At 69.9% G+C, this 16,251-nt stretch carries 14 protein-coding genes; 4 read left to right on the top strand and 10 right to left on the bottom strand.

What is annotated here, in order from left to right:
- Window positions 1-13: 13 nt before the first annotated feature.
- From rsmA to lptF, 5 genes are all read right to left on the bottom strand, one after another.
- Window positions 14-880 (bottom strand): 16S rRNA (adenine(1518)-N(6)/adenine(1519)-N(6))-dimethyltransferase RsmA, encoded by an 867-nt coding sequence (rsmA, locus tag ACP56T_RS03980; RefSeq protein ID WP_430910806.1) that lies wholly within the window; start codon window positions 878-880, stop codon window positions 14-16.
- Window positions 877-2,004 carry a 4-hydroxythreonine-4-phosphate dehydrogenase PdxA gene (pdxA, locus tag ACP56T_RS03975; RefSeq protein ID WP_430910805.1) on the bottom strand — a complete coding sequence of 376 codons (1,128 nt, stop codon included), beginning with the start codon at window positions 2,002-2,004 and terminating at the stop codon, window positions 877-879. Before pdxA ends, rsmA begins: the two co-directional genes overlap by 4 nt.
- Window positions 2,005-2,068: 64 nt before the next feature.
- Window positions 2,069-4,636 carry an LPS-assembly protein LptD gene (locus ACP56T_RS03970; protein ID WP_430910804.1) on the bottom strand — a complete coding sequence of 856 codons (2,568 nt, stop codon included), beginning with the start codon at window positions 4,634-4,636 and terminating at the stop codon, window positions 2,069-2,071.
- A gap of 79 nt (window positions 4,637-4,715) precedes the next feature.
- Window positions 4,716-5,804, bottom strand: a complete 1,089-nt coding sequence (gene lptG / locus ACP56T_RS03965; RefSeq protein WP_430910803.1) for an LPS export ABC transporter permease LptG — start codon at window positions 5,802-5,804, stop codon at window positions 4,716-4,718.
- Window positions 5,805-5,817: 13 nt separating this feature from the next.
- A complete protein-coding gene (gene lptF, locus ACP56T_RS03960; RefSeq protein WP_430910802.1) occupies window positions 5,818-6,963 on the bottom strand; it encodes an LPS export ABC transporter permease LptF in 1,146 nt (381 codons plus the stop codon).
- A 189-nt stretch (window positions 6,964-7,152) separates the two neighbouring features.
- On the opposite strand from lptF, the gene ACP56T_RS03955 reads away from it, so the two are divergent.
- The 4 genes from ACP56T_RS03955 (at window position 7,153) to msrP (ending at window position 12,174) form a co-directional block, all read left to right on the top strand.
- Complete coding sequence (locus ACP56T_RS03955) at window positions 7,153-8,649, top strand: leucyl aminopeptidase (protein WP_430910801.1); 1,497 nt, start codon at window positions 7,153-7,155, stop codon at window positions 8,647-8,649.
- Window positions 8,650-8,664: 15 nt separating this feature from the next.
- Window positions 8,665-9,363, top strand: a complete 699-nt coding sequence (locus tag ACP56T_RS03950; RefSeq protein WP_430910800.1) for a hypothetical protein — start codon at window positions 8,665-8,667, stop codon at window positions 9,361-9,363.
- A gap of 88 nt (window positions 9,364-9,451) precedes the next feature.
- Entirely contained in the window at window positions 9,452-11,146 is a 1,695-nt protein-coding gene (locus tag ACP56T_RS03945; RefSeq protein ID WP_430910799.1) for an AMP-binding protein, read from the top strand.
- Between the two features lie 74 nt (window positions 11,147-11,220).
- Window positions 11,221-12,174, top strand: a complete 954-nt coding sequence (gene msrP, locus ACP56T_RS03940) for a protein-methionine-sulfoxide reductase catalytic subunit MsrP (RefSeq protein ID WP_430910798.1) — start codon at window positions 11,221-11,223, stop codon at window positions 12,172-12,174.
- Window positions 12,175-12,221: 47 nt separating this feature from the next.
- Here msrP and ACP56T_RS03935 read toward each other — a convergent pair whose 3' ends face one another.
- From ACP56T_RS03935 to ACP56T_RS03915, 5 genes are all read right to left on the bottom strand, one after another.
- Window positions 12,222-12,554, bottom strand: coding sequence for a hypothetical protein (locus ACP56T_RS03935; protein WP_430910797.1), 333 nt, complete (start codon window positions 12,552-12,554; stop codon window positions 12,222-12,224).
- A 114-nt stretch (window positions 12,555-12,668) separates the two neighbouring features.
- Window positions 12,669-13,559: a LysR family transcriptional regulator gene (locus ACP56T_RS03930; RefSeq protein WP_430910796.1), complete on the bottom strand. Its 891-nt coding sequence runs from the start codon at window positions 13,557-13,559 to the stop codon at window positions 12,669-12,671.
- 123 nt (window positions 13,560-13,682) lie between these two features.
- Window positions 13,683-14,660 carry a thioredoxin-disulfide reductase gene (gene trxB / locus ACP56T_RS03925; protein WP_430910795.1) on the bottom strand — a complete coding sequence of 326 codons (978 nt, stop codon included), beginning with the start codon at window positions 14,658-14,660 and terminating at the stop codon, window positions 13,683-13,685.
- A 24-nt stretch (window positions 14,661-14,684) separates the two neighbouring features.
- Window positions 14,685-15,716: a mitochondrial fission ELM1 family protein gene (locus ACP56T_RS03920; protein WP_430910794.1), complete on the bottom strand. Its 1,032-nt coding sequence runs from the start codon at window positions 15,714-15,716 to the stop codon at window positions 14,685-14,687.
- 2 nt (window positions 15,717-15,718) lie between these two features.
- A complete protein-coding gene (locus ACP56T_RS03915) occupies window positions 15,719-16,240 on the bottom strand; it encodes a hypothetical protein (RefSeq protein ID WP_430910793.1) in 522 nt (173 codons plus the stop codon).
- Window positions 16,241-16,251: the final 11 nt, after the last annotated feature.

Genomic DNA, 16,251 nt, shown 5'->3' with positions numbered 1-16,251 from the left:
AGCGCCGGCCCGCCTAACGCGGGCCGGCTTTTTTCTGCTCGTCCAGGGCGTTGGCGAGCGCCACGAAGCCCTCGACCGGAACTTCCTCCGCCCGCGCCGTCTCGGCGATCCCGACGCTGCCGAGGGCCGGCACGGGGTCGAGGAAAAGCCCCTTCAGGCTCTGGCGCAGCATCTTGCGGCGCTGGCCGAAGGCGGCGCGCGTCACAGCCTCTAGGGCACCGATCCGGCAGGGCAGGGGGGCGGCGCGCGGCACCAGCCGCACCATGCTCGACGTCACCTTCGGCGGCGGCACGAAGGCCGAGGGCGCCACGTCGAACAGGATATCCGCTTCCGTCCGCCAGCCGCAGAGCACCCCGAGCCGGCCGTAATCGGCCCGCTCCTCGGGCGTCGCGACGATGCGCTCGGCGACCTCCCGCTGGAACATCAGCGTCAGCGACTCCCACCAGGGCGGCCAGGCATCGCCGTCGAGCCAGTTCGTCAGCAGCACCGTGCCGACATTGTAGGGGAGGTTGGCCACCACCCGCGCCGGGCCGTCGCCGAGGAGCGGGCGCGGATCGAAGGCGAGCGCATCGGCGTCGACCACCTCCAGGCGGCCCGGATAATGCGCGGCGATCTCGGCCAGCGCCGGCAGGGCGCGGGGATCGCGCTCGATGGCGACGACGCGCCGGGCGCCCTCCGCCAGCAGCGCCCGCGTGAGGCCGCCCGGACCGGGGCCGACCTCGACCACCGTCACGCCCTCCAGCGGCCCGGAGGCGCGCGCGATGCGGCCCGTGAGGTTGAGGTCGTAGAGGAAGTTCTGGCCGAGCGCCTTCTTCGGCTCGAGGCCGTGGCGCGCCACCACATCGCGCAGGGGCGGCAGGCCGTCTGGGCTGAGGCTCACAGCTCGTCGGTCGCGTCGAAATGGGTCGGGCGCGCCGGCCGGGGCCGGTTGGCATAGGCGCTGATCGGGATCACCTCGGCGGTCGCCGGCCGCGCCTCGCGGGCCGCGACGTTGCGCGCCAGCCGGTCGGCGAGGCGGATCGCGGCGATCAGGCTGTCGGGCCGGGCCACACCCTTGCCGGCGATGTCGAAGGCGGTGCCGTGATCGGGGGAGGTGCGGATGAAGGGCAGCCCCAGGGTGACGTTGACGCCCTCGTCGAAGGCGATGGTCTTGATCGGGATCAGGGCCTGATCGTGGGTCGGCGCGAGCGCCACGTCGTAGGTGGCGCGGGCGCGGGCGTGAAAGAGCGTGTCGGCCGGCAGCGGGCCCCGGATGTCGATCCCTTCCGCGCGCAGCATGTCGACGGCGGGCGCCAGCACGTCGCGGTCCTCGGTGCCCATGGTGCCGGCCTCGCCCGCATGCGGGTTGAGCCCGGCCAGAACGAGGCGGGGCCGCTCGATGCCGAAGCGCTCGGCGAGGTCGCGGGCGACGATGCGGGTGGTGCGCTCCACCAGATCGCGGGTCAGCAGGCGCGGCACTTCCGCGAGCGGGACATGGATGGTGACGGGCACCACCGCGAGATCCTCGCTCCAGATCATCATCACCGGCAGGGGCGGCGTCGCGCCGGGTGGGACGGAGAGGGCGGCCAGGAACTCGGTATGGCCGGGATGGGCGAAGCCCACCGAAGTCAGCACGTATTTCGCGATCGGGTTGGTGACGATCGCCGAAGCGCGGCCCGCCCGCACGAATCCCACGGCGGCGGTGATCGATTCGATGGTCGCGCCGGCATGCGCCGGGTCCGGCCGGGCGGGCTCGGCCGCGACGGGTGCGCCGCTCGGCAGAGGCACGACGGGCAGCGCGCGGGAAAACACCTCCGCCGCCGTCTCGGGATCGACGGCCGCCACGGGCACCGGAAGGCCGAGGCGTTCGGCGGTACGCTCGACGAAATCGGGGTCCGCCACGAGGAAGAACGGCGGCAGCCGGGTCTGCCCGATCCGCGCGCGCCACGCGGCGAGCGCCAGTTCGGGGCCGATGCCGGCGGGGTCGCCAAGGGTCAGGGCGAGGGGAGGGAGGTCGATGTCCATCGGCCTCATCTGGCCCAACTCGGCGGCCGGACTCAACCCGCCGCGACGCGCGCGTCCGGCGGGATCAGCGGATGGCCGAGATGCCGTCCGCCGTGGTCGCCTCGCCGACGTTCTGGCGCAGGTTCGCCTCGCCCAGCGTCTTCAGCTCGATCCGCAGCAGCACGGTCTGGTTGCGCTCGCGTACGCCGATCGCGGTGGCGATGGGCGAGACGATGTAGTTGAGCGAGACCGTGTTGCACTCGTCCTGATAGCCGACGCCGAAGCTCATGCCCGACAGGTAGAAGCGGCCGGGGTTCTGGTAGATCGGCGCAATGCCCACGGGATTGGCGAGATAGGCGTTGAAGGCGTCCGCGTAGACGTTGCGGGTGTCGAGATAGTGGGTGAGGTCCACGAGCGCCGAGCCGGTGACGAACCAGTTCGGCGTCACGTTGTAGGTGCCGGCGATGGTCACACCCTCGCGGCGATGGGCGAAGCCGAGGAGCGGCTGCGCCTCGTAGTACGAATAGAAGGCCGAGAGCGACAGCGGCAGGAACGGCGCGAAGCGCGCCGTCACGCCCGACTCGAAGCGGTTGACCTTGAAATCCGCCTGATCGAACCGGGCGCGGGTGATGAAGCTGATGTTCTGGTTCGGCGAGACCTGGAAGCGGCCGACGAAATCCGACCGGCGGTTCTCGAGCCCCGATTCGAGGCCGACATTGGCGATGTCGCCCCGCCGGAACGAGTTCACGCCCGCGACCTGGACCGACTCGCCGAAGAGCACGTTCGTGTACCAGCCGGCGGGGGTGACGACGGAGTACTGGCCGCCGAGATTGGCGCGCACGCCGCCCTCGACTCGGTCGTAGCCGGAGAACTTGTCCCACTCGAACAGCGAGGTGTCGTCGAAGACGAGGCTCTGCGCGTCCTCGTTCGGCAGGCGGCCGATGCGGGTCTCGGAGGGCCGCGCGACCACCTGCGCGATGGGCTCCAGCGTGTGCACGCCGAACTGCCCGAAATTGCCGACGAAGGGATAGCGGTAGTCGAGCCCGATGGCCGGCATCACCCGGCCCGAGGCGCCGTCCGCGACGTTGGCGATCGTGGGTACCAAGCCGTTCTGATAGTTGGAAAAGCTGGGGTTCACGAAGAACGCGTCGGTGCGCAGATACGCGAACGGCGTGAACATCTGCCCCGACGACGAATCGATGAAGGTGCGCCGCCAGGAGAGGTTGGCGGAAGCGCGCGTGTCCGTCCCAGCCAGCCCGCGGATCAGGCAGGAGGCCCGGTTGAAGGTCGTGCAGGTCTCGTAGAGCGGATAGCTGACGCCGTTGACGCTCGGGCTGAACAGGTAGCTGCCGGTGCGCGGCAGGCCCTGGAAATCCGTCGCCTGACGGGTGAGGCTGGTGATGTTGGCCTCGAAGCGCACCTCGCCGCCGAGCGCGCCCGGCCCGTTGATGCGCTTGTCATAGTCGATCACCGGGGCGACGATGGGCTGCTCCTTCTGCCAGTCGAAGCTCGACAGGCCCTTGAAGTAGTAGCCCCGCGCCTCGAACCAGGAGCGGTCGCCCTGGCCGATCAGGTAGCCGGTGGAGACCGCCTCGCGGAAATAGTCCGTGGTGATGTTCTGGTTGCGGATCCGGTAGTTGTCGAGGAACCACTTGTCGGTGACGCCGACCACGTCCCAGCCGGTGCGCCAGCGGTCGTTGATGTAGAAGCGGCCCTTCGATTCGATGGAGCCGCGGAAGTCGCGGTCGCCCGCGCCCAGCGGGCCCGGCAGGAAGGCGGAGGGCGTCGTCTGGAAGATGCCGGACAGGCGCAGGTTGTAGGAGCCGGTCTCCAGCCGGTGCCGGAACTCGCCCTGCCCGAGCACGCCCTGGCGGCTGAGGAAGGCCGGCGAGAGGGTCAGGTCGTAGTTCGGGGCGAGGTTGAAGAAATACGGCACCGAGGCGCCGGTGCCGAGCGCCGTCGAGGAGATGAAGCGCGGGGTCAGGAAACCGGACTTGCGCTTCACGGTCGGGTCGGCCGACTCGAAATAGGGCAGGTAGGCCACGGGGATGCCCGCCACCTCGAGGCTCGAATCCTCGAAGTAGATGGTGTGGCTGACGTTGTCGTGGATGATCTTGGCGGCGCGCACCTGCCAGAGCGGCGGCTTCTCGGGATGGTCCTTGCAGGGCTCGCAGGCCGTGTAGGTGCCGTATTCGAAGGTGGTCTGGTCGCCGTTCACGCGCTCGGCGCGCGGGGCTGAGAACCGGGTGCGGACGGTCTCGCCCTTCTGCTCGACGGTCTGCTGGATGCGAAGCGCGTCGATGAAGCCGTTCTTGAAGTCGTCCGTCAGCTCCATCCTGTCGCCGGTGACGACGGCGCCGTCCTGGTCGGTCAGGCGCACGTTGCCCTCGGCGAAGACGCGCGAGGAGGCGCGGTCGTAGCGCACGCTGTCGGCCTGGAGGGTGCGCGGGCCGTAATGCAGCTCGGCGTTGCCGCGCGCGGTGACGGTGTTCTTGTCGTTGTCGTAGATCAGCTCGTCCGCCTCGACGAGAAGCTTGTCGCCGGGCTTGCCGGCGATTCCCTGGCCGGCCTTCGCGAATCCCTGGGCAAGACTCGGCGTCGCCGTCGCGAGGGGCGCGACGACCAGGGCCAGCGCCAGAAATCCGGCGGCCATCGCTATGTCGGCGACCCTACGCAACGCGTGTCCCAGCTCCTGCCACGGTTCGATCCTCGTCCTGCCCGGCCCCCGAGCCTCAGCCGTCCTCCTGGTATAGAAGCGTGAGCGTACCGAGAAGACTCCCTACCACGGCCGGGAACCACGCGGCCACCGGCGGCGAGACGATCCCCGAGGCCCCGAGACCCTCCATCAACTGCCGGACGACGTAGAGCGCGAACCCCGCAGCCACCCCGCCGAGCACCAGCTTTCCCACTCCACCAAAGCGGAAAAACCGTAAGGAAACGGTTGCCGCCACGAGGACCATGGCCATGAAGAGCACCGGCCTCGCCAGGAGCACATCATACTGGAGTCGGTAGCGGGTGGCATCCAAGCCGGCCCTCTCCTGGCGCGCGATGGTCTCGGGAAGTTGCCAGAAAGGCACAGATTCCGGGGGGGTGAAGCGCTGCCGGATCTGGCCCGGATCGAGGGTCGAGGCGATGAGGTAGGTGTCGAAGCTCTCGGGCGGGGAGCCGGGCACGAGCAGGCGCGTGTCGGTCAGCTCCCAGTAGCCGTCATGGAGCTTGGCCCGCGCCGCCTCGATCTGCGAGACGAAGAGGCCGGCGTCGTCGAAGGTGAAGACCGAGACGCCGGCGAGCGTCGTCGTGCCCTCGATGGCGGTCTCGGCGCGGATGATCGCCTGCCCGTCGAGGCTCTTCTGGCGGATCCAGAGGTCCTTGCCGGAACTGGCCTTGGTGGCCTTGGCGAAGATCCTCGCCTCGATCTCGGTGGAGCGCTGCTTCAGCACCGCCGAGAGGGGGTTGTAGGCCCCCACCGTCACCGCCCCGACGAGCAGCGCCACGAACAGGCCGGGCTGGAGGAACTGCCAAGCCGAGATGCCGGCGGCGCGCGCCACCACCAGCTCGAGCTTGCGGGACAGCTGGAGCAGGGTCGCCATCGAGCCGAACAGCACGGCGAAGGGCAGCACGGCTTCCGCGACGGCAGGGGTGCGGTAGAGGGAGAGCTGCGCCATCAGCCCGGTCGTCGCCCCCTCCGCCTCGCCGGCACGGCGCAGCAGCTCGACGAAATCGAGCGTGTAGACCAGCGTGAAAACGGTCACGAACACGCCGAGGATGGTGCGCACGAAGCGCATGGCGAAGTAGCGCCCGAGGGTCGGCCCGATCAGCACGGCGGCGCGCCCCTCAAGCCGGCTGCGGAGGGCGGCGGCGGAAGGAACGCGCGAGGCGCTCCCGCCAGGCCCGCACCGCCCGCCCGTGGAAGATCAGCAGCGAGGACAGCCCGATGGCGATCAGCGGCACCGCGTAGACGGCGGCGACCGCCCCCTGGCTGCGCGCGGCGGCGCTCGTCGCGGCGAATCCCGCCACGCGCAAGACCACCACGGCGAGCACCGCTCCGGCCACCGCGAGTCCCCGGCCCTGGCGCGTGGTGCGCGGATCGCCCAAAGCGGCGAAGGCGATGAAGGCGAGCGCCAGCGGATAGAGCCAGATCGAGAGCCGGTCGTGCAGCTCGGCCCGGAAGCGCCCCTTCTGGAGCTGGAAATAGCCCTCCGTCCGGTCGGGGAAGAGGAGTTGCAGGGTCGAGCGCTCGCGCGGCTTGTAGACCACGTCGGAATCCGGCGGCGCGAAGGCGGCCAGGTCGATGGTGTAGCGCTCGAAGGTCAGGATCGAGGAATCGCGGCTGTCCTTCTGCTGCTGGTGGACGCTGCCGTTCTCCAGGGCGAGATAGCTCTGGCCCTCGACCTCCACCGCCTGCCCGCGCTCGGCGAGGTAGACCTTGGTCTTCCCGGCCTCGCGGCGGTCCTGGATGAACAGGCCGAGCAGCGTCCCGTTCTGCCCGCGCTCGCGGAAGTGGAAGGTGATGCCGTTGTCGAGCGTCGTGAACTGGCCCTCCTTGACCACGTTCGCGATGAAGTCGCCGCGCACCCGCGTGATGACGTCGCGCAGCTCCTGGAAGCTCGCCGGCATCACTTGGATCACCAGGAAGGCGAGCACCAGGCTCACCGCCATGGCGAGCGTCAGGAAGGGGCGGAAGATGCTGCGCGGGGTCATGCCGGCCGCCGACATCACGATCAGCTCGGAATCGCCGTTGAGCTTGTTCAGCGCGTAGACCACCGCGATGAACAGCGCGACGGGGGCGATCACCACCACCAGCGTCGGCAGCGACAGCCCGGTGATGAACAGGAAGATCAGGATCGTCTGGCCCTTGGCCGTGATGAGGTCGAGCTCGCGCAGGGCCTGCGTCACCCAGATCGTGCCCGTCAGCCCGACGAGGCAGGCGAGGAAGGCCGAGAGCGCGATGCGGAAGATATAGCGCTCGATCTGCGTCATCGGGTTCCGGGCAAGGACTGCGGGGTCGCCCCCGCACCCACGTCGATAGGCCCCGACACGCCCGAACTGGGGCGGTTTTAAGGGCGCGGCGGTCGCGTTGCGTTCTGCGCCTCAGGGGCTACACAGGAAAGGTCGCGCGGGCCACAGGACCCGCCGAAGACCAGTCCCACACCACGGAAAGCGCAAGGCATGGCGGACGGCATCACCATCACCTTCGGGCCTCAGCGTCCGGGGGGCGCCGGCGATCTCGTCGTGTTCGTCGGCGACGACCTCGCGCTCGGCGAGGCGGCCCGGCGCATCCTCGGCCGCGAGGGCGTGGACCTCGTGGCGCGCGCCGCCGGAAGCGAGCGGTTCAAGGGCCGCTCGCTCTCCGCCCTGAGCCTGCCGGCGCCGGCGGGCGTCGAGGCGTCGCGGCTCGTGGTGGTCGGGCTCGGCTCGGACAAGGACCGCGCCAAGATCGACTGGCCGGCGCTCGGCGGCTTCACCGCCGGCAAGGTCTCCGGCCGCCAGGCGCGGGTGGTGCTCGACTGGCCGGGCATCGGCGGCTCGGCGAAGGAGACGGCGGAGTTCGCCCTCGGGGCGCGCCTGCGCGCCTACGGCTTCGACCGCTACAAGTCGGCCAAGAAGGCCGACGCCGAGGAGAGCGCCGTTACCGCGCTGGAGATCCTGGTCGCCGATCCCGCCGCCGCCGAGGCCGCCGCCGCCGCGACGACGGCCGTGGCCGAGGGCGTGGTGATCGCCCGCGACCTCATCAACGAGCCGCCGAACGTGCTCTTCCCCGAGGAGTTCGCGCGCCGTGCCTCCGAGCTGACGAAGCTCGGCGTCGAGGTCGAGGTGCTCGACCTCGCAAAGCTGCGCGAGATCGGCATGGGCGCGCTGCTCGCCGTGGCGCAGGGCTCCGCCCGCGAGCCGCGCGTGGTCATCATGCGCTGGAACGGCGGCGAGGCGTCCGAGGCGCCGGTGGCCCTCGTCGGCAAGGGCGTCGTCTTCGATTCCGGCGGCATCTCCATCAAGTCGGCCGGCGGCATGGAGGACATGAAGGGCGATATGGGCGGGGCAGCCGCCGTCGTCGGCACGCTGCACGCGCTCGCCTCCCGCAAGGCCAAGGCGAATGTCGTCGGCGCCATCGGCATCGTCGAGAACATGCCGGACGGCGCCTCCTATCGGCCTTCCGACATCGTCACCTCCCTGTCTGGCCAGACCATCGAGGTCATCAACACGGACGCGGAAGGCCGGCTCGTGCTCGCAGACGTGCTCTGGCACGTCCAGAAGACCTATTCGCCCAAGCTGATGATCGATCTCGCCACGCTGACCGGCGCGATCATCGTCGCGCTCGGCCAGGACATCGCCGGGCTCTTCTCCAACGACGACGAGCTCGCCGCCAGGATCGCGGCGGCGGGCGAGCTGACCGGCGAGAAGGTCTGGCGGATGCCGCTCATCCCGGCCTTCGACAAGGCCATCGAGTCGAAATTCGCGGACATGAAGAACACCGGCGGCCGCCACGGGGGCGCGGCCACCGCCGCCGCCTTCATCAAGCGCTACGTCAACGACCTGCCCTGGGCCCATCTCGACATCGCGGGCGTCGGCATGTCGTCGAGCCCGAGCGAGATCAACCGGAGCTGGGGCGCCGGCTGGGGCGTGCGCCTGCTCGACCGCTTCGTGCGCGACAATCACGAGGCGAAGTAGCGCGGGCGGCGGGCGGTGGTCCTGTCACGGATCGTTACGGCGGCCGCGCCCCTCGTCGCGGTCCTGGCCGTGCTCGCGCTCGTCGCGGCGACGGGGTTCAGCCAGCGCACCGGCCTGCCGGCCGGGCTCGACGAGCGCTTCTACGGCTTCTTCCTCGACCGCTATCCGCTCTATGCGGCGGCCATCGTCTACGCCCTGGCGAGACTGCTGAGCGTCGCTCTCGCGCCGGGGCGCGCCTCCGTGGCGCGGCGTATCGCCGGCTGCGCGTTCGGCGTGGCGCTGGTGCTCGCCCTCAGCCTGCATCCGACCTTCGGCGGCATCGTCCTGCGCTCCGGTTTCGCCACGGGTGGGATCGCCTTCCTTCAGAAGGCGCCGATGTGGGCGGCCTACGGTCTCGGCGCGGCGGCGGCGGCCTTCAGCTACGGCGCGGCGCTCGGGGCTGGGGCATTCGCCACGGCCGGCGGACTGCCGGCCGGCCGGACTCGGTGGCGGCGGCTGCTCGCGGCGGGGGGACGCGCGATCCTGCGCCTCGCGGCCCTGTGGTTCGCCTTCCTCGTCCTGGGCCTCGCCCGCGACGCCGGCATCGGAGCATGGCCGCGACAGGCGATGAGCGGGGCCGGTTTCGCCGTCGCAGCCGGGCTGAGCCTCTGCGCCTTCCTCCCGCATGCGATCCTGGTGGGAATCGGAGGACCGCCTGTAACATCCCGATCTTGATCTCTAGGATGCGATCCCGCTACCCCGGTCGACGGGGAGGCAAGAACAGGATGTGGCAGATCATGCCGCACCGTCAGGGAGGATCGTCGTGATCCAGGATTACAGAGCGCCCCGGCCGTGGCTGGCGGATTATCCGCCGGGCGTGCCCCAAGACATCGACGTCGATTCCCTCGGCACCCTGGCCGATCTGTTCGAGACCAGTACCGCCGCCTTCGCCGACCGGCAGGCCATCACCTGCTTCGGCTCGTCCCTGACCTACCGGCAGCTCGGCGCGGATGCCCGCGCGGTGGCGGCGTGGCTCGCGGCGCAGGGGATCGGCAAGGGCGACCGCGTCGCGATCATGATGCCGAACGTGCCGGCCTATCCGATCGCGCTGTTCGGAGTGCTGGCGGCGGGCTGCACCGTGGTCAACGTCAACCCGCTCTATACCCCGCGCGAGCTTGCCGCGCAGCTTTCCGATTCGGGCGCCAAGGCGCTGTTCGTACTGGAGAATTTTGCGCACACGGCCGCCGCGTCGCTCACCGGCCTGCCGCTGGAGCGCATCGTCGTCGCCGCCCCCGGCGACGGGCTCCGGCTGAAGGGCCGCCTGATCACGCTGGCCTCGCGCCATCTCAAGAAGGCGGTGCCCGCCTACGCGCTTCCGCCGGCCCTCGTCACCCGCTTCGATGCCGTCGTCGGCGCCGGCCGCAAGCTGCCGAAGCCGAAGGTGTCCGTCACGCAGGACGATATCGCCTTCCTGCAATATACCGGCGGTACCACGGGCATCGCCAAGGGCGCGATGCTGACCCACCGCAACATCATGGCCAACGTGGTCCAGAGCCAGGTCTGGTTCAACGCCACGGATACCGAGATCCGGCGCACCATGGTGACGGCGCTGCCGCTCTACCACATCTTCGCGCTCACCTGCTGCTTCTTCTTCTTCATGCGCATCGGCGGCACCTGCCTGCTGATCCCGAACCCGCGCGACTGCGACGGCTTCGTCAAGACGCTGGCCGGATCGCGCTTCACCCATTTCGCCGGGGTGAACACGCTCTTCAACATGCTGGTGAACCACCCGAAGATCGGCACCGTCGACTTCTCGAAGATCGATTACGTCGTGGCGGGCGGCATGGCCGTGCAGAAGGCCGTCGCGACGCGCTGGCAGGAGGTGACGGGGCACGTCATCATCGAGGGCTACGGTCTCTCGGAGACCTCGCCGGTGGTCTGCGTGAACCCCTACCGGCTGAAGGCATGGTCGGGCACCATCGGCTTCCCCCTCTCCTCGACCGAGGTCTCGATCCGCGATGCGGACGGGATGCCGGTCCCGCTCGGGGCGGCAGGGGAGATCTGCGTGAAGGGCCCGCAGGTGATGAAGGGCTACTGGAAGCGCCCTGACGAGACCGCGAAGGCGACCACGGCGGACGGCTTCTTCCGCACCGGCGACGTGGCGGTGATGGCGCCCGACGGGCAGGTCCGCATCGTCGACCGGATGAAGGACATGATCATCGTCTCGGGGTTCAACGTCTACCCGAACGAGGTCGAGGATGTGCTCGCCTGCCATCCCGGCATCCTCGAATGCGCCGTGGTGGGGGCGCCCTCGGTGGAGACCGGCGAGACGGTGGTGGCCCACATCGTCCTGAAGGACAAGAGCGTGACCGCCGAGGCGATTCGCCTCCACGCGCGCGAGCAGCTCACGGCCTACAAGGTGCCCCGGAAGGTGATCTTCCACGACGCCTTGCCGAAGACCAATGTGGGCAAGGTCCTGCGGCGGCTCCTGCGCGACGGGGAAACCCCGGCGGCCTGAGCGGCGTAACCCGGCAGCGCCTTTCGCCGAAAGGCATGCCGGGGCGGCATCGCGGCCCGATCGAGGAGACGACCATGCTCATCAAGCCGCGCCGCGCCTGGGACATGCCCGAGCGCCTCGCCACGCCGGAAGACGTCTTCCTCTACCGGCGCGCCCTGCTCGGGGCCGCCGGCGGCCTGATCGCGGGAAGCCTGCTCGGGCGAGGCCCGGCCCTCGCGGCGGCGGAGACGGGATCTGCCTATCCGGCGCCCCGCAACGGTGCCTACACCCTCGACCGGCCGGTGACGCCGGAGGCGTCCAGCGGCGCCTATAACAACTTCTACGAGTTCGGCACCTCGAAGACCGTGCTGCCGGCAGCCGACGCCCTCAAGACCCGGCCCTGGACCGTCAGGATCGACGGGCTGGTGGAGAAGCCCTTCGAGATCGGCGTCGACGATCTCGTGAGGAAGATGGGGCTCGAGGAGCGGCTCTATCGGCACCGTTGCGTCGAGGCGTGGTCCATGGCGGTGCCCTGGACCGGGTTCCCGCTCGCGAAGCTGGTGGCGCTGGCCAACCCCGCCTCGGGGGCGAGATACATCCGGTTCGAGACCTTCCTCGACAAGGCCGTGGCGCCGGGGCAGCGGCAGTTCTTCTATCCCTGGCCCTATGTCGAGGGGTTGACCCTGGAGGAGGCCGGCAACGATCTCGCCTTCATGGTCACCGGCGTCTACGGCAAGCCGCTGCCGAACCAGTTCGGCGCGCCGATCCGCCTCGCCGTGCCGTGGAAATACGGGTTCAAGTCGGCCAAGTCGCTGACGCGGATCTCCTTCGTGGCCGAGCGCCCGAAGACCTTCTGGGAAGGGCTGCAAGCCTCCGAGTACGGTTTCTGGGCCAACGTGAACCCGGCGGTGCCGCATCCGCGCTGGAGCCAGGCGAGCGAGCGCGTGCTCGGCACCGACAACCGCGTGCCGACCCTGATCTACAACGGTTATGGCGAGCAGGTCGCCGGTCTCTACAAGGGGCTGGAGAAGGAGCGGCTGTTCGTCTGACCCCGATCCGGCGCCGGGGTTCTCCCACCGGCGTTACTCTGGGCGGACTACTTGGGCAGGACGAGGCCCGGAACCACCTTGCCGTCCGGTCCGAACAGCTCGGTCGCGCGCTTGCAGCTCGCCGGGATGTCCTGGCGATAGGCGTCGAGATAGGAGCGGGCCTTCAGCATCAGCTCGCCCTGATCGAGATCGGTCAGGGTGACGCCCATGCTGCCGATCACGTCCTTGAAGCGCTCGGGGTCCGTGCGAAGCGCGTCGCAGGAGACATTCACGAAGCCCACCAGCCCGGCGATCTTGGCGGCGTTGTTCTTCTTGCTGTCGAGGTTTCCCGCCGGTTTCTCCTGGGCAAGCGGCTGAGCCGATACCTCGCACGCAGTCACGCAGCACAAAGCCATCAGCGCAAGTCTTACGAAATTCATAGAATCCACCCTGTCGGATCGTTTTTTGACGCAGCGGCTGTGCCGGATGTCGGGCCGACGCCGTTTTGCGCGCCCTCAATACGTCCAGCGTTGGGCCTTGGACACCAGGAAATCGCGGAACGCCTGCACGCGGGCGACCGAGCGCATCTCCTCGGCATAGACGAGATAGCTCTCCAGGCTCGGCATCTCGCTTTCGCGCAGCACCTGGACGAGGTTCGAGGTGCCGTCGAGCGCATAGTCCGGCAGGATGCCGATGCCGGCCCCGCTCTCCATGGCGCGCTGGAGCGCGGCGATGTTGTTGACGGTGAAGTGGATCGGCCGGCGGTCGCCGGCCTCGCGCCCGACGCTGGCGAGCCAATGCGTCGCCAGCAGGTAGGACGGCTCGTTGCCGCCGAAGGAGACCAGCCGGTGCTCGTCCAGCGAGGCGATGGTGGTCGGCTCGCCGAAGCGCTGCACGTACTCCTTGCTGGCGAAGGCGTGGTAATGGACCGTGAACAACCGCCGCTGGATCAGGTCCGGCTGCGAGGGACGCCGCATGCGGATGGCGATGTCGGCCTCGCGCATGGCGAGATCGAGCTCCTCGTTGGTCAGGATCAGCTCGATGCGCACGTCCGGGTAGAGGTCGAGGAACTCGGCCACCCGCTGCGCGAGCCAGGCCGCGCCGAGCCCCACCGTCGTCGTCACCTTGAGGTCGCCCGTGGGGCGCTCGCTGGTCTCGACGAGGCGGGCCTGGGTGTTCTCGAGCCGCAGCTTCATGTCCCGCGCGGCGCGGAACAGCAGGTCGCCCTGCTCGGTGAGGATCAGGCCGCGGGCGTGGCGGTGGAACAGGGGCGCCTTCAGCTCACGCTCCAGGGCGCTGATCTGGCGGCTCACCGCCGACTGGCTCAACCCGATGTCGTCGCCGGCCTTGGTGAAGCTGCCCGCTTCCGCGACGTTCAGGAAGATCCGGATCTTGTCCCAGTCCACGCCATCGTCTCCCGCCGAGGGATCGGCATCAGCCATGCAGCCGAAGCATAGGGGATCTCTCTTGGAAGCGGGAGTGGCCGAAAGGCAAGACCGGCGGCGAAGAATTTCGCCGCCTTCGACCGGTTATTCCGCCGCGGCCTGCCGGGGGCTCTCGCCGATGTCGAGATTGGCGAGGAACTTCTCCGCCTCCAGCGCGGCCATGCAGCCCATGCCGGCGGCGGTGATCGCCTGGCGGTAGACGTCGTCGGTGACGTCGCCCGCGGCGAAGACCCCCGGAATCTCGGTCTCGGCGGTGCCCGGCTTCACGGCGAGGTAGCCGCCGTGCCGGAAGGGGAGCTGCCCCTCGAACAGGGCCGTGGCGGGGCTATGGCCGATGGCGACAAAGACGCCGTCGGTCCTCAGCTCCTCCACCGCGCCCGTGGCGGTGTCCTTCAGGCGGATATGGGTGACGCTCGGCGCCGGGCTCTCGACGCCGCAGATCTCCTCGACGGTGCGGTGCCAGCGCACGGCGACGTTCGGGTGCTTGAACAGGCGCTCCTGAAGGATGCGCTCCGCCCGGAACTCGCCCCGGCGATGCACCACCGTCACCTTCGCGGCGATGTTGGCGAGGTAGAGCGCCTCCTCGACGGCGGTGTTGCCGCCGCCGACCACCACGACCTCCTTGCCGCGATAGAAGAACCCGTCGCAGGTGGCGCAGGCCGAGACGCCGCCCGCCTGGAACTTCGTCTCGGAGGGAAGCCCGAGCCACTTCGCCTGGGCGCCCGTGGCGATGATGAGCGCGTCGCAGGAATAGGTCTCGCCGGAATCGGCCTCCAGCCGGAAGGGCCGAGCCTTCAGGTCGACCCGCGTGATGTATTCCGAGAGGATCGTGGTGCCGACATGCTCGGCCTGGGCGCGCATCTGCTCCATCAGCCAGGGGCCCTGGATGGCCTCGGCGAAGCCCGGATAGTTCTCGACATCCGTGGTGATGGTGAGCTGGCCGCCGGGCTGGAGGCCCGAGATCAGCAGGGGCTTCACCATGGCGCGGGCGGCGTAGATCGCGGCCGTGTAGCCGGCCGGGCCCGACCCGATGACGATCAGCTTGGCATGGGTATGGGCCATGGCTTCCGGTTTCCTCTGAGGCAGTTAACGCCGCGCGCGATGCGCCCGGTAGGCGTCCGCCAGGGCCTCTGCGACCACGGGCGTGGCGTCGATGGGCTCGTAGGACAGGATTTCGAGCTTTCCAACGAAGGGTTTCAGCGCGCCGCCCATGGCGAGGCCGGCAAACATCCGCCGGTGCCTGATATAGGTGCGCGGCAGGTCGAACAGCAGGACCGGCACGCCGGTGCTCACCGCCTCGCTGACCATGTTGGCGGAATCGGAGGTGACGACCACCGTCTCGGCCAGCGCCAGCATGTCGACATAGGGGTTCGGCTCGGTGCCTCCCTCCCAGAAGAAGCCGCCCGTGTCGGCGACGAGCTGGCGCACGGCGTCGCGCAGCGCCACCGGGGTGCGGCGCGAGACCGTCACCATCAGGCGGCAGCCGCTCCCGGCGAGCTTGCGCAGATCGGCCACCAGCCGGCGCATGTCGGCTTTGCGGTAGCTGAGATGCCGGCTGTCGCCGCCGATCAGCACGGCCACCCGCCGCCCTTCGAGGGCGGTCAGCCGGGGATCGGGCAGGGCGCGGGCGGCGGCGAGCCGCGCGCTCGTGACGAGATGGGGCGCCGTGAGGGTGGTGAAGACGTTGGGCCCGCGCAGGTCGTCGTAATCCGGCACCCAGATGAAGTCCGCGCTGTCGTGCCCGGTGCGCGGATCCTTGAGGAAGGCGGTGAAGGTTTTGCCGCCCGTGGCCTTCCGCACCGCGCGCAGATACGGCACCGAGCGCCGCCCCGATGCGAGCAGGATGTCGGGAAACGGGCCGGCGAGCGCGCCGTCGCGGCGCCTCGGCCCCTGTCGCGGGTCGATCGGCCCCCAGGGCGCCGTCCAGCCGAAGGGACCGGTCGCCGGGATGCGGCGGGTCTCGTAGGCGAGGCCCAGCGTCTCGATGACGCCGACGCACTGGTTCTCGTCGCCGGCCTTGCCGTCGGTCACGATCCAGGCGCGGGCGTGCGGCAGGTCGGGCAGCGCGGGGGCCTGCCCCGGACCCGCGACGGGCCCGGCGGTGTCGCTGTGGCTCATCGTCAGTCCGCCGGGAGCGCCCGGCGCAGCCATTCGGCATAGATGTCGGCGATGGCCGTCACCCGCCGCCGCTCGGAATCGGGATCGTACCAGGCGCCACCGTAGCTCGCCGGCGTCGCCGTAAGCTGCGGATGCCGCGCCAGCACCGCGCCGCCGCGGCCGACGAGCAGCGCTTCGCCGTCGAGATAGTCCGTCTGGCTGCCGCCGCCGCCGAAGCCGCGTCCGCCGCCCTGGCCGCCCGAATAGGGACGCATCGACAGGGATTTCACCACGACGACGAGGGCGGGGCCGCGCCCGCCGATGCGATCGGCGAAGCTGCGCCGGAGGGCGGCCGTCAGATCGGCCCGCAGCGCCTCAGCCTGCGCCCCGCCGCCGAGGGCAAGGAACGGGCGCACGTCGACGCGCAGGTCGGAATAGCCGCCGGCGGCGAGGCTGGCGAAGCTGCCGCCGGCCCGCTCCTGGGCGGAGACGGGTCCGGCGACGAGCGTCAGTCCGAGCAGGCCGGCAAGCCGGAGCGGACGCATGCGAAAAAAGC

The sequence above is a fragment of the Methylobacterium endophyticum genome, from assembly GCF_050591105.1.
Classification (GTDB): domain Bacteria; phylum Pseudomonadota; class Alphaproteobacteria; order Rhizobiales; family Beijerinckiaceae; genus Methylobacterium.
The sequence above is the reverse complement of the archived record's forward strand: the minus strand, read 5'-3'. Positions and strand labels throughout refer to the sequence as shown.